The following is a 13,406-nucleotide window of genomic DNA, read 5'->3' as shown; positions in this document are numbered from 1 at the left end:
GGTTACCTAAATTCATGAAGGTTCACATACGGGAACGAAAACGAGGTTTCAGCGCGTGAAACGTGCTTTTCGACCGGCCCCCAAACGCATGAATGCGCCACCGCAGCCGTCTGACGGTTGCGGTGGCGCATTCATGCCGAAGCGAGAAGAAACTACCTCTGCGGCGCCTGGGTCGGGACGATCGGCGCGGGCAGTGCGGTGGCACCCTGCAGGAAGGTGTCGACAGCGGCTGCGCAGGAGCGACCCTCGGCGATGGCCCACACGATGAGCGACTGGCCGCGGCCCATGTCACCGGCGACGAAGACGCCGGGAACGTTGGTGACCCACTCGTTCGAGCGCTTGACGTTGCCGCGCTCGTTCAGGTCCACGCCGAGATCGGTGAGCAGGCCTGGCTTCTCCGGCCCGACGAAGCCCATGGCGAGGAGGACGAGATCGGCCTCGAGGGTGAACTCGCTGCCCTCGACCTTCTCGAACTTGCCTGCCTTGAACTCGACCTCGTGAGCTTCGAGTCCGGTGACCTTGCCGTCCTTGCCGAGGAAACGCTCGGTGTTGACGGAGAACACGCGCTCGCCGCCCTCTTCGTGCGCCGACGCCACGCGGAACATCAGCGGGTACAGCGGCCACGGAGTGGACGTTGCACGCTCTTCCGGCGGACGCGCCATGATCTCGAACTGGTGAACGCTTGCCGCGCCCTGACGGTGCGAGGTACCGAGGCAGTCCGCACCGGTGTCGCCGCCGCCGATGATGACGACCTTCTTGCCCTCGGCGCTGACCGGAGGCTCGGCGAAGTCTCCCTGCTGCACGCGGTTGGCGTGGGGCAGGAACTCCATGGCCTGGTAGATGCCCTCGTTCTCGCGGCCTTCGATCGGCAGGTCGCGCCACGCGGTGGCGCCACCGGAGAGAACGACAGCGTCGAATTCCGCGCGCAGTTCGTCGGCCGTGATGTCGACGCCGACGTTGACGCCGGTGCGGAACACCGTGCCCTCGGCCTCCATCTGCGCCAGACGGCGGTCGATGTGGCGCTTCTCCATCTTGAACTCGGGGATGCCGTAGCGCAGCAGTCCGCCGATGCGGTCGGCACGCTCGAACACCGTCACGGTGTGGCCGGCACGCGTCAGCTGCTGCGCTGCAGCGAGACCCGCAGGACCGGAGCCGACGACGGCGACCGTCTTGCCGGTCAGGTGCGTCGGGTAGACCGGGGTGACCCAGCCTTCCTCGAAGGCCTTGTCGATGATCTCGACCTCGACCTGCTTGATCGTCACCGGATCCTGGTTGATGCCCAGAACGCACGACGCCTCGCACGGCGCCGGGCACAGCCGCCCGGTGAACTCCGGGAAGTTGTTGGTGGCGTGCAGACGGTCGATTCCCTCACGCCAGCGGTCCTTGAAGACCAGGTCGTTCCACTCGGGAATCAGGTTCCCGAGCGGGCAGCCGTTGTGGCAGAACGGAATTCCGCAGTCCATGCACCGGCTGGCCTGGGTCTGCAGAGTGTCCTTCGGGAAGTCTTCGTAGACCTCTTTCCAGTCCATCAGTCGCAGGTCGACCGGCCGACGCTTCGGCAGTTCGCGGACGGTGTTCTTCAGAAATCCCTGTGGGTCACCCACGAGCTGCCTCCATGATCGCCTCGTCCACGTCCGCGCCGTTCTTCTCGGCCTCGGAGATGGCAAGCAGTACCTTCTTGTAATCGCGAGGCATGACCTTCACGAAGTGGTTCACCTGCTGTGACCAGTCCGCCAGGATGCGCTCCGCGACATCGGATCCCGTTTCCTCGTGGTGACGAGTGACGATTTCCTTGAGCCAGGTGAACTCGTCGCCCTCGATGCTCTCGATGTCGACCAGCTCGGTGTTGAGGTTCGCCTCGAACGTCTTGTTCGGATCGAAGACGAACGCCACGCCGCCGGACATACCGGCACCGAAGTTGCGGCCGGTCTCGCCGAGGATGACGACCTTTCCACCGGTCATGTACTCGCAGCCGTGGTCACCGACGCCTTCGACGACGGCTACGGCACCGGAGTTACGGACCGCGAAACGCTCGCCGACTACACCGCGGATGAGAGCCTCACCCTGCGTCGCGCCGAACAGGAAGACGTTGCCACCGATGATGTTGTCCTCGGCGACGAATCCTGCAGGAGCGTTCAGCGACGGCCGCACGATGATGCGTCCGCCGGACAGGCCCTTACCGACGAAGTCGTTGGCGTCGCCGTTGAGGCGCAGGGTCATGCCCGACGGCACGAACGCGCCGAAGCTGTTACCGGCCGAACCGGTGAACGTGATGTCGATGGTGTTGTCCGGCAAGCCGACTCCGCCGTACGCCTTGGTCAACTCGTGTCCGAGCATGGTGCCGACGGTGCGGTTGACGTTGGTGATCTTGGACTCGAACGTGACCTTCTCGCCCCTGTCCAGAGCATTGCGGCTCTGCACGATGAGCTGCTGGTCCAGCGCCTTGTCGAGTCCGTGATCCTGGACGCCCGTGTTGTAGAGGTCCTGGTTCATGAACGCCGACTCGACCTCGTCGAGGATGGGCGACAGATCCAGCTTGGACGCCTTCCACGCTTCCTTCGCAGCGGTGGTGTCCAACAGAGCGACCTGGCCGACGGCTTCGTTGAGCGTGCGGAAGCCCAGCTCGGCCAGAAGCTCGCGAACCTCTTCTGCGATGAACATGAAGAAGTTCTCGACGAACTCGGGCTTGCCTGCGAAACGCTTGCGCAGCACCGGGTTCTGCGTCGCGACACCGACGGGGCAGGTGTCGAGGTGGCAGACGCGCATCATGATGCAGCCCGACACGACGAGAGGCGCGGTCGCGAAACCGAACTCCTCGCCGCCGAGCAGTGCGGCGACCATGACGTCGCGGCCGGTCTTGAGCTGGCCGTCGACCTGCACGACGATGCGGTCACGAAGACCGTTGAGCAGCAACGTCTGCTGGGTCTCGGCGAGGCCGAGCTCCCACGGTCCACCTGCGTGCTTGACCGACGTCAGCGGCGTTGCGCCGGTACCGCCGTCGTGGCCGGAGATGAGCACCACGTCGGCGTGTGCCTTCGAGACACCGGCCGCGACCGTGCCGACACCGACCTCGGAGACCAGCTTCACGTGGATGCGTGCCTGCGGGTTGGCGTTCTTCAGGTCGTGGATCAGCTGAGCGAGATCCTCGATCGAGTAGATGTCGTGGTGCGGCGGCGGCGAGATGAGGCCGACACCGGGCGTCGAGTGGCGAACCTCGGCGACCCACGGGTACACCTTGTGCGCCGGAAGCTGGCCGCCCTCACCGGGCTTGGCGCCCTGCGCCATCTTGATCTGGATGTCGGTGCAGTTGGTCAGGTAGTGCGAGGTGACGCCGAAACGTCCCGACGCCACCTGCTTGATCGCGCTACGACGCCAGTCGCCGTTCTCGTCGGGCTCGAAGCGGTCGACGCTCTCGCCGCCCTCACCGGAGTTGGAGCGTCCGCCGAGGCGGTTCATGGCGATCGCGAGAGTCTCGTGAGCCTCGGCGGAGATGGATCCGTAGCTCATCGCACCCGTCGAGAATCGCTTGACGATCTCCGATGCGGGCTCCACCTCGTCGATGGAAATCGCTTGGCGCTCTTCGGTCTTGAAGCGGAACAGACCGCGAAGCGACGCGAGGCGCTCGGACTGATCGTCGACCATCTTCGTGTATTCCTTGAAGATGTCGTACTGACCGGTGCGAGTCGAGTGCTGCAGCTTGAACACGGTGTCGGGGTTGAAGAGGTGGTACTCCCCTTCACGACGCCACTGGTACTCACCGCCGACCTCGAGTTCACGATGTGCACGTTCCTGACGGTTCTCGAGGTACGCCATGCCGTGGCGGGTGGCCACATCCTGTGCGATCTGCTCGAGCTCGATACCGCCGAGGTGACTGTTCAAACCGGTGAAGTACTCGTCGACGAGGCCCTGCGACAGGCCGATGACCTGGAACAGCTGTGCGCCGGTGTACGAGGCGAGGGTGGAGATGCCCATCTTGGACATCACCTTCAGCACGCCCTTGCCTGCGGCCTTGATGTAATTGGAGACGGCCTTGTCGAACTCGATGCCCGTCAGTGCGCCGCGCTCGATCATGTCCTCGATGGACTCGAACGCCATGTACGGGTTGACCGCAGCGGCACCGAAGCCGATGAGCAGAGCCATGTGGTGCACCTCGCGGGCGTCACCGGACTCCACGATCAGGCCGACCTTGGTACGCGTCTTCTCGCGAACGAGGTGGTGGTGCACCGCCGAGGTCAGCAGCAGCGACGGGATCGGGGCCAGCTTCTCGCTCGACTCACGGTCCGACAGCACGATGATCCGTGCGCCACCGGAGATGGCGGCGGACACCTGAGCGCGGATGGCCTCCAACGACTTCTGCAGACCTTCGCCACCTTCGGCGACGGGGTAGAGGCCGCGCACGACGACCGAGCGCAGGCCTTCCTGCGTGCCCTCGTCGTTGATGTGGACGAGCTTGGCCAGGTCGTCGTTGTGCAGGATCGGCTGCGGGAGCACGATCTGCTTGCACGCGTCGGGGCCGGGGTTGAGCAGGTCGCCCTCGGGTCCGATCGTTCCGCCGAGGCTGGTGACGATCTCCTCGCGGATCGCGTCGAGCGGCGGGTTGGTGACCTGGGCGAACAGCTGCGAGAAGTAGTCGAACAGCATCCGAGGACGAACCGACAGCACGGCGATCGGAGTGTCGGTACCCATCGAACCGATGGCCTCGGCGCCGGTCTTCGCCATCGGCGAGACCAGAACGTTCAGCTCCTCGGTGGTGTAGCCGAAGATCTGCTGACGGATGAGAACGCGGTCGTGCGGCATGTGCACGTGCGGGCGGTCCGGCAGGTCGTCGATCGAGGTCAGACCTTCGTCGAGCCACTGCTGGTACGGGTGCTCGGCGGCGAGCTCGTCCTTGATCTCGTCGTCGGAGACGATGCGGCCCTGCGCGGTGTCCACCAGGAACATACGGCCGGGCTGCAGACGAACCTTGCGGACCACCTTCGCCGGATCGATGTCCAGGACGCCGACCTCGGAGGCCATGACGACCAATCCGTCGTCGGTGACCCAGAGTCGGCTGGGGCGCAGACCGTTTCGGTCCAGGACCGCGCCGATGACGGTGCCGTCGGTGAAGCACACCGACGCCGGTCCATCCCACGGCTCCATCAGCGAGGAGTGGTACTTGTAGAACGCCCGGCGAGCGGGGTCCATCGACTCGTGACGCTCCCAGGCTTCGGGGATCATCATGAGGACGGCGTGCGGAAGGCTGCGGCCGCCGAGGTGCAGAAGCTCGAGCACCTCGTCGAAACGTGCAGTGTCGCTTGCGCCTTCGGTAACGACCGGGAAGATCTTCTCGAGGGCCTCGGATCCACCGAACACGTCGGAGGTGATCAGTGCCTCGCGGGCGCGCATCCAGTTCTCGTTACCGGTGGCGGTGTTGATCTCACCGTTGTGCGCGACGCGGCGGAACGGGTGCGCCAGCGGCCACGACGGGAACGTGTTCGTGGAGAAGCGCGAATGCACAAGGCCAAGAGCGCTTTCCACGCGCTCGTCCTGCAGGTCGAGGTAGAAGCCCTTGAGCTGAGGCGTCGTCAGCATGCCCTTGTAGACGAAGGTCTGCGAGGACAGCGACGGGAAGTACACGGTCTCGCGGCCGGGCCCGTCCTTGCCTGCACCCTCTTCGCCGAGCTCGTGCTCGACGCGCTTACGGATGACGAACGCGGCGCGCTCGAGAGCCAGATCGGTAACGGAGCCGGCCGGCGAGGCGAAGAACAATTGACGGAACGTCGGCATCGCGTCACGCGCGAGCGCCCCGAGGGAGGAGTCGTCGGTGGGAACTTCACGCCATCCGAGGACCTTCATGCCCTCTTCTTCGACGATGCGGACGACGTCGTCGCTCGCGCGGGCGGCGTCCTTCTTGCCCTGCGGCAGGAATGCGATTCCGGTGGCGTACGAACCAGCGGCGGGCAGCTCGAAATCGACCACGGCACGGAAGAACGCGTCCGGTACCTGGATCAGGATTCCGGCGCCGTCACCGGTGTTGGGTTCGGAGCCGGCGGCGCCCCGGTGCTCGAGGTTGACCAGCGCGGTGATGGCCTTCTCGACGATGTCTCGACTACGACGACCATGCATGTCCACCACGAACGCGACACCACAGGAGTCGTGTTCGTTGCGGGGGTCGTAGAGGCCTTGGGGGCCCGGAGTGTGCTTCATACCTAGCCTTCGGATAAGTCCAGCCTTCAAGTACGTCGGATCGGCGCGGCACAGATAACCGGCCGTCGCGGACGGCTATTCGGTGCCGTTCGCCGTTGAAGCAGCACCACCGGAGGCGATCTTCGGATAACGTCGAGCGGGTGCGCTCGAAACGGTGAAACGAAGGTGCCTTTCGGGCGGATCGACAATTGGGTACGTCGGTCCAACAACAAACGATAAGTCAGCACCTAGGCCAACCTGCAAATAAGGTAAGCCTATTCAGGCTCTCTACCTGGGCTTTTACAATTCCCTGACCCCCGCATTGCGCCCCCCTGGCTCGCTCGATGATCGTTCGAACTCGAAAAATACCCTCATCGGCCCGCGTTCGCGGCGAGTTCTGCGGTACTGGAAGAGGATCCGGTAATTACACGGAGGAAATTTCGATCCGACCGGACGCGTCCTGGACGCACTACCCCGAAAATGACTACTGGCCGCAGCGAGTGAATCAGCTGCAGCCAGTGTTGTGGGCGGAGGGGGACTTGAACCCCCACGTCCCGAAGGACACTGGCACCTGAAGCCAGCGCGTCTGCCATTCCGCCACCCGCCCGGGCGACCGGTGAACATTAACACGCAGATATCGCTGCATGAAAATCGTGCCCGTTCGTCGGCCGACTGCAGCACCGACAGGCTCCGAGCGGCAACGTATATCATGCTGAGACGACGACCTGTAGGCGACACGCGCCTGAGGCGCAATCCAACGAAGCACGACCGGGAAGTGAGGTCACCATGGGCATTGTCCAGCGTTTCGAGCGAAAGCTCCAGGGCGCAGTGGGCGACGTCTTCGCCCGAGTGTTCGGCGGCGGTGTCGTTCCCCAAGAGGTCGAGGCGGCACTTCAGCAGGAGGCGTCGGACAGAGTCCGACCACTCGACGGTGGTCATTATCTCGCCCCCAACAGCTATGTGATCACCATCAACAGCTCCGATCACGAGGAACTGGCCGCGGACCAGGACCTGACCATGAAGGCATTCTCCCGCCACCTGGGCGACTACATACGCGATCAGGGCTGGCAGACGTACGGAGAGATCGTGGTTCGCTTCGAGCCGTCCCCTACTTTGCACACCGGCCAGTTCCGGGCCAGTGGTTCGGTCGACCCCGATGTGGGACGATCACCGACTGCAGCCGGTGCCGCGCTACAGAAACCTGCAGCACCCGGTCCGCGACCCCCGCGCCCGTCCGCCCCACCTAAGTCGACATCAGGAGCCGGCCACATGACGCAGAACCCAGGTTACGACCCGCAACGCGACCCGGCCGACGGCTCTCGCCCCGACCCTCGCGCACGCGGCGGATACCCGGCGCCGGGTCAGGATCCTCGGTACGCACAGCAGAACGGACGCGATCCGCGCGCAGCAGCAGACCAGGGCTACCGCAATGGTGCGCCGTACGGAGGCGGCTACGGCGCCCCGGCAGCACAGGCACCCGTCCAGGAGGGTCAGTACGACCCTCAGTCCTACGGCCAGGGCCACGACGACCAGGCGTACGGCGACCAGCAGTACGCAGATCAGGGCTACGACCAGCAGTATCCGGATCAGGGATACGACCAGCAGGCATACGGCCAGCAGGCGTACTCGGATCAGAACGGGTACGAGCAGGCAGGGCATGAGCAGGCTGCACGTGATCAGGGCGGCCAGGCCTACTCCGATCCGTCGTACGGACGCCAGGGTTACGACCAGCAGGCATACGGCCAGCAGAACTACGGCCAGCAGGCATACGCGGACCAGGGCTACGACCAGCAGGCGTACGCCGAACCCGCCGGCTACCAGCAGCCCGCGTACGACTACCCGCCGCAGCAGAACGGGTACCCCCAGGGCCAGTACCCCACCGCGGGGTATCAGCAGCCTGCCTACGGTTACGACGAGCCCGCGTACTCCGACAGCCAGGGCCTGACGGCAACGCTGCAACTCGAGGACGGCAGCGGACGGTACTTCCAGCTCCGCGACGGCCAGAACATCATCGGCCGTGGCCAGGACGCTCAGTTCCGTCTCCCGGACACCGGCGTGTCCCGCCGGCACGTCGAGATCCGCTGGGACGGCCGGGTGGCGATGCTCTCCGACCTCGGATCCACCAACGGAACGACGGTCAACGGATCACCGGTCCAGGATTGGCAACTCGCCGACGGCGACGTCATTCGCGCTGGTCACTCGGAGATCCTCGTCCGCATCGTCTGACGCACCTCACCCGTATGGTGATCGACACGCGCAGCTTCCCCTTAGGATGCTGCGTGAGACGTCGTGTCATTACGATCGCTGGCGGCTCGGGGGGAGATCCCGGCGTGCGCCCGCGACGCCGACCAAGTACGACCTGCGAAGGAGGTGGACGGCTGTGCAGGGCTTGATTCTGCAGTTGACCAGGGCAGGCTTTCTGCTGTTGTTGTGGTTCTTCGTCTGGGCCGTACTTCGCACGCTTCGCAGCGACATCTACGCGGCGTCGGGAATGCGGATGCCTGCGCGGTACTCGGGCGGGTCGAAAGTTCTCCCGTCGTTCAACAAACAGAAGGTTGCCAAGAATCTAGTGGTGACACAGGGCGGTCTCGCCGGAACACGAATTTCACTCGGTACCCAGCCTGTTCTCATCGGCCGCGCGGACGACTCCACGCTCGTGCTGACCGACGATTACGCGTCCACTCGCCACGCTCGAATCTCGCCACGCGGCGGCGATTGGTACGTCGAGGATCTGGGTTCGACCAACGGGACCTACCTCGATCGCGCGAAGGTGACGACGGCAGTTCGAGTTCCGCTCGGCACGCCGGTGCGTGTCGGTAAGACCGTGATCGAGCTGCGCCCGTGACACTGGTACTGCGATACGCCGCCCGCAGTGATCGCGGCTTGGTGCGCTCGAACAACGAGGATTCCGTCTACGCCGGTGCGCGTCTTCTCGCCCTCGCCGACGGCATGGGCGGCCACGCGGCAGGCGAGGTGGCGTCGCAGTTGATGATCGCCGCGCTCGCGCACCTCGACGACGACGAACCGGGTGACGACCTCCTCGGCAAGCTCGAAGCCGCGACGCGCGAAGGCAACGCGTCCATCGCCGATCAGGTCGAGGACGAGCCCGAGCTCGACGGCATGGGCACAACCCTGACCGCAATTCTGTTCGCAGGCAGGAAGATCGGGCTCTGCCACATCGGCGACTCCCGCGCCTACATGCTCCGCGACACCAAGCTGACCCAGATCACCCGCGACGACACGTTCGTCCAGTCCCTCGTCGACGAGGGCAGGATCACCGCCGAACAGGCACATACGCACCCGCAGCGTTCGTTGATCATGCGCGCGTTGACCGGCAACGAGATCGAGCCGACGCTGACCGTGCGGGAAGCGAAAGCCGGAGACCGTTATCTCCTGTGCTCCGACGGATTGTCCGACGTCGTGAGCGACGAGACCATCGAGAACACGATGAACGAGGGCGATTGCGCGTCGTGCGCGGACCGCCTCATCGAATTGGCGCTGCGCAGTGGCGGTCCGGACAACGTGACCGTCGTCGTCGCCGACGTCGTGGACATCGACTACGGGCAGAGCTCGCCCATTCTCGGCGGCGCAGCCAGCACCGAGGACGAGGAAGACGCTCCGCCGCCGAACACGGCAGCCGGACGCGCCGCGGCCATGCGCCCACCCCGGACCACACCGAAGCGGGTGACGACGCCTGCACCGGTGCCGGAGAAGAAGTCGCACAAGCTGCGGTGGACGCTCGTTGCTCTCGCCGTCGTCGCTTTGCTCGTCGGTGGCGCCTTCGTCGCCAATGCGGCCATCCGTGGCAACTACTACGTAGGCGAGGACAACGGCCGCGTCGCCGTGATGCGCGGTGTGCCCGGTTCGATCCTCGGATACTCCTTGCAATCCGTGCACAGCATCGGATGCCTCGGCAACGAGGGGGCACTCACGTTGAGCGCACCCGACACCGTTCCCGCCGACTGCACCGTCTTCCAGGTCGACGACCTCGCTCCTGCCGCCCGTGAGCAGGTGCGCGCGGGGCTGCCGTCGGGCAAGCTGGACGACGTCGACAGTCAGATGAACCGCCTCGCCTCGGGAGATCTTCTCCCGCCGTGCGACGAGGTCGCCTCGACGACGAGCCAGACCACTCCGTCGCCGACGCCCGCCGCGCCGCCCGCGGATCCGGCGGCACCTCCCGCACCGCCCGCCGACCCGGCCGCGCCGCCTGCCGATCCTGCTGCGCCGCCGACCACGACCACTCCGGCACCCACGGTCACCCAGTTGCCGGGTCAGAACTGCAGGACCGGTACTTGATGAGCTCCAATCCATCTGTGGGGGCGTCCTTTCCGAGCCCACCGGGCGGATTCGCGCCTGCTCCGGTCCAGTCCAATCGCCGCAACATCGAGTTGCTTCTGCTCGGTATCGCAGTGCTCATCACGACGCTGTCGCTCGTTCTGGTGGAAGCGAGCCAGGAACAGGCGATCACGTGGGATCTGGCGAAGTACGGTCTGGCGTACCTCGCGCTGGTCACAGTCGCTCATCTGGCCGTACGTCGGTTCGCTCCGTACGCCGACCCGCTGCTGCTGCCGATCGTGGCGCTGCTCAACGGGCTCGGATTGGTGTTGATCCATCGACTGGATCTCGCGGACCAGCAGTCGGCTGCGTATCTGGGACAGGAGATTCCGTCTCCCGACGCCAACCAGCAAGTCCTGTGGACAACCCTGGCCATCGCCGGTTTCATCGCGCTCCTCGTTCTCCTCCGCGACTACCGCACCCTCGCTCGGTACAGCTACACCGTCGGATTGTGCGGTTTGGTGCTGCTCGCCATCCCCGCAGTCCTGCCATCGGCGTTCTCCGAGGTCAACGGTTCCAAGATCTGGATCCGGCTGCCGGGGTTCAGCATTCAGCCGGGCGAGTTCGCGAAGATCCTGCTGCTCATCTTCTTCGCGTCGCTGCTGGTCGCCAAGCGTGAACTGTTCACCACCGCCGGTAAGCACTTCCTCGGCATGGACTTCCCCCGCGCCCGCGACCTGGGGCCCATCCTTCTGGTGTGGATCGTCTCCGTCGGTGTTCTCGTGTTCGAGAAGGACCTCGGTTCGTCGCTGCTGATCTTCGGCACCGTGCTGGTCATGATCTACATCGCGACCGAACGCGTCGGATGGCTCATCATCGGTTTCGGCCTGCTGCTCGTCGGGTTCCTGTTCGCATACCAGGTGTTCGGCCACGTCAAGATCCGTACCGACACGTGGCTGCACCCGTTCGACGACTACAACGACACCGGCTACCAGATCGTCCAGTCGATGTTCAGTTTCGCCACCGGTGGTCTCGCAGGAACGGGCCTCGGCAGCGGACGTCCGTCGCAGGTGCCGTTCGCGAAGACCGACTTCATCATCGCGGCCATCGGTGAGGAACTCGGCCTCATCGGACTCACCGCGGTGCTGGTCCTGTACCTGGTCTTCATCATCCGTGGTCTGCGGACGGCGTTGGCGGTGCGTGACAGCTTCGGCAAACTCCTCGCCGCAGGCCTGTCCTTCACCGTCGCGATCCAGTTGTTCGTCGTCGTCGGCGGCGTCACCAAGCTCATCCCGCTCACCGGCCTCACCACGCCGTACCTGTCCTACGGAGGATCGTCGCTTCTAGCCAACTACCTGCTCGTCGCCCTGCTGATCAAGATCTCCGACGCCGCACGTGAACCCGCGACGCCGAAGAAGAAGCCGGCACCGGCCGCCCCCATCGCCGAGGCACCGACCGAGATGGTGAAGCGCTCATGAACACTCCGCTCCGTCGCGTCTCCGTCGCCGTCATGGTGATGGTCGTCGCGTTGCTCCTCAACGCCACATATCTGCAGGTCATCAAGGCCGACGACCTACGGTCCGATCCGCGCAACTCCCGAGTCCTGCTCGACGAGTACTCCCGCCAGCGCGGTCAGATCTCGGCCGGCGGCCAGGTCCTCGCCGCGTCGATCGCCACCGACGATCGGTACAAGTACCTGCGTACTTATCCACCGAACCAGTTGGCGCCCAACAGCCCGATGGCCAACGCCCCGATCACCGGGTTCTACTCGATGCTGTACTCGAGCACCGGCCTCGAGCGGACCGAGGATCAAGTACTCAACGGCTCCGACGACCGCCTGTTCGGTCGCCGCCTGTTCGACCTGATCTCCGGACGCGACCCACGCGGCGGCAACGTCGTCACGACAATCGATCCCGTTGTCCAGCAGGTCGCCTACGATCAGCTGTTCTCCCGGGGATACACCGGATCGGTCGTGGCGATCGAACCGTCGACCGGCAACATCCTCGCGATGGCCAGCTCGCCGAGCTACGACCCGAACCTGCTGGCCAGCCACGACGGCGCGCAGACCACCGAGGCCTGGGACGCACTGAACGCCGACCCCGCGAAACCGCTTCTGAACCGCGCCATCTCGGCGACGTACCCGCCCGGGTCGACGTTCAAGGTGCTCGTCACCGCCGCGGCCCTCGAGAACGGCGTAACACCCGACGACCAGTTGACGGCGGCCCCGACCATCACGCTGCCCGGCACCGAGACCACCCTCGAGAACTACAACGGCAGCACCTGCGGCGGCGGCCCGACGGCGACGCTGCGCGAGGCTTTCGCGCGCTCGTGCAACACCGCCTTCGTCGAGCTCGGTATCGCAACCGGCGCCGACGCACTGAAGGACACGGCGAGCGCATTCGGAATCGGCAGCGAGACGACGTCGCTGCCGCTGCCCGTCGCGGACAGCACCATCGGCCAGATCCCCGACGATGCCGCCCTGGGTCAGTCCAGCATCGGACAGCGCGACGTCGCGCTGACGCCGTTGCAGGACGCGGTAATCGCGGCGACCGTCGCCAACTCCGGTGTACGGATGGACCCGCACCTGGTCAGCCAGCTGCAGTCCCCTGACCTGTCCAACCTGTCGACTACGGTCCCGCAGTCCGCAGGCGAGGCGATCAGTCCCGAAACCGCGAAGACGCTCACCGACCTGATGATCGGGTCGGAGAACAACACCGGCGGCGAAGGCAAGATCCCGGGCGTGCAGATCGCGTCGAAGACCGGAACCGCCGAGCACGGCACCGATCCGCGGAACACACCGCCGCACGCCTGGTACATCGGGTTCGCGCCCGCCGACAATCCGAAGATCGCAATCGCAGTAATCGTCGAGGACGGCGGCGACCGCGCCCTCGCCGCAACCGGTGGGTCGGTCGCAGCTCCGGTCGGTCGCGCCGTCATCGCTGCCGGATTGCAGGGGAGGTGACCAT

Annotated in this window: 7 protein-coding genes and 1 tRNA gene; 5 read left to right on the top strand and 3 right to left on the bottom strand. The window is 65.3% G+C overall.

The genetic code is table 11. The features are described from left to right. Positions 1–152: 152 nt before the first annotated feature. The 3 genes from CH289_RS09285 to CH289_RS09275 all read right to left on the bottom strand — a co-directional run bounded on the left by CH289_RS09285 (position 153) and on the right by CH289_RS09275 (position 6,772). The gene (locus CH289_RS09285) at positions 153–1,604 is read right to left on the bottom strand and encodes a glutamate synthase subunit beta (RefSeq protein WP_019665027.1); all 1,452 of its coding nucleotides are present in this window, start codon (positions 1,602–1,604) and stop codon (positions 153–155) included. Further along, positions 1,597–6,186 carry a glutamate synthase large subunit gene (gene gltB, locus CH289_RS09280; RefSeq protein ID WP_037140843.1) on the bottom strand — a complete coding sequence of 1,530 codons (4,590 nt, stop codon included), beginning with the start codon at positions 6,184–6,186 and terminating at the stop codon, positions 1,597–1,599. Before gltB ends, CH289_RS09285 begins: the two co-directional genes overlap by 8 nt. Before the next feature lie 503 nt (positions 6,187–6,689). Beyond that, positions 6,690–6,772: transfer RNA gene (locus CH289_RS09275), tRNA-Leu, on the bottom strand. A gap of 179 nt (positions 6,773–6,951) precedes the next feature. On the opposite strand from CH289_RS09275, the gene CH289_RS09270 reads away from it, so the two are divergent. The 5 genes from CH289_RS09270 (at position 6,952) to CH289_RS09250 (ending at position 13,402) form a co-directional block, all read left to right on the top strand. Continuing rightward, positions 6,952–8,391 carry a DUF3662 and FHA domain-containing protein gene (locus CH289_RS09270; RefSeq protein WP_094727812.1) on the top strand — a complete coding sequence of 480 codons (1,440 nt, stop codon included), beginning with the start codon at positions 6,952–6,954 and terminating at the stop codon, positions 8,389–8,391. A 154-nt stretch (positions 8,392–8,545) separates the two neighbouring features. Beyond that, entirely contained in the window at positions 8,546–9,010 is a 465-nt protein-coding gene (locus tag CH289_RS09265) for an FHA domain-containing protein FhaB/FipA (protein ID WP_020112263.1), read from the top strand. Next, positions 9,007–10,461 (top strand): PP2C family protein-serine/threonine phosphatase, encoded by a 1,455-nt coding sequence (locus CH289_RS09260; RefSeq protein ID WP_094727811.1) that lies wholly within the window; start codon positions 9,007–9,009, stop codon positions 10,459–10,461. The genes CH289_RS09265 and CH289_RS09260 overlap by 4 nt, the downstream gene beginning before the upstream one ends. Then, positions 10,461–11,918, top strand: coding sequence for an FtsW/RodA/SpoVE family cell cycle protein (locus CH289_RS09255; protein WP_026347777.1), 1,458 nt, complete (start codon positions 10,461–10,463; stop codon positions 11,916–11,918). The genes CH289_RS09260 and CH289_RS09255 overlap by 1 nt, the downstream gene beginning before the upstream one ends. Continuing rightward, a complete protein-coding gene (locus CH289_RS09250; RefSeq protein ID WP_094727810.1) occupies positions 11,915–13,402 on the top strand; it encodes a peptidoglycan D,D-transpeptidase FtsI family protein in 1,488 nt (495 codons plus the stop codon). The genes CH289_RS09255 and CH289_RS09250 overlap by 4 nt, the downstream gene beginning before the upstream one ends. Positions 13,403–13,406 lie beyond the last annotated feature (4 nt).

Source organism: Rhodococcus sp. RS1C4 (genome assembly GCF_002258225.1).
GTDB classification, from domain to species: Bacteria; Actinomycetota; Actinomycetes; order Mycobacteriales; family Mycobacteriaceae; genus Rhodococcoides; species Rhodococcoides fascians_E.
Note: the sequence above shows the minus strand (reverse complement) of the source record. Positions and strands in the feature narration are given on the sequence as shown.

What these genes read in the sequence shown, in the direction of transcription:
- gltB (WP_037140843.1), bottom strand. Translation starts at nt 6,186, where the DNA reads ATGAAGCACACTCCGGGCCCCCAAGGCCTCTACGACCCCCGCAACGAA.
- CH289_RS09270 (WP_094727812.1), top strand. Translation starts at nt 6,952, where the DNA reads ATGGGCATTGTCCAGCGTTTCGAGCGAAAGCTCCAGGGCGCAGTGGGC.
- CH289_RS09255 (WP_026347777.1), top strand. Translation starts at nt 10,461, where the DNA reads ATGAGCTCCAATCCATCTGTGGGGGCGTCCTTTCCGAGCCCACCGGGC.
- CH289_RS09250 (WP_094727810.1), top strand. Translation starts at nt 11,915, where the DNA reads ATGAACACTCCGCTCCGTCGCGTCTCCGTCGCCGTCATGGTGATGGTC.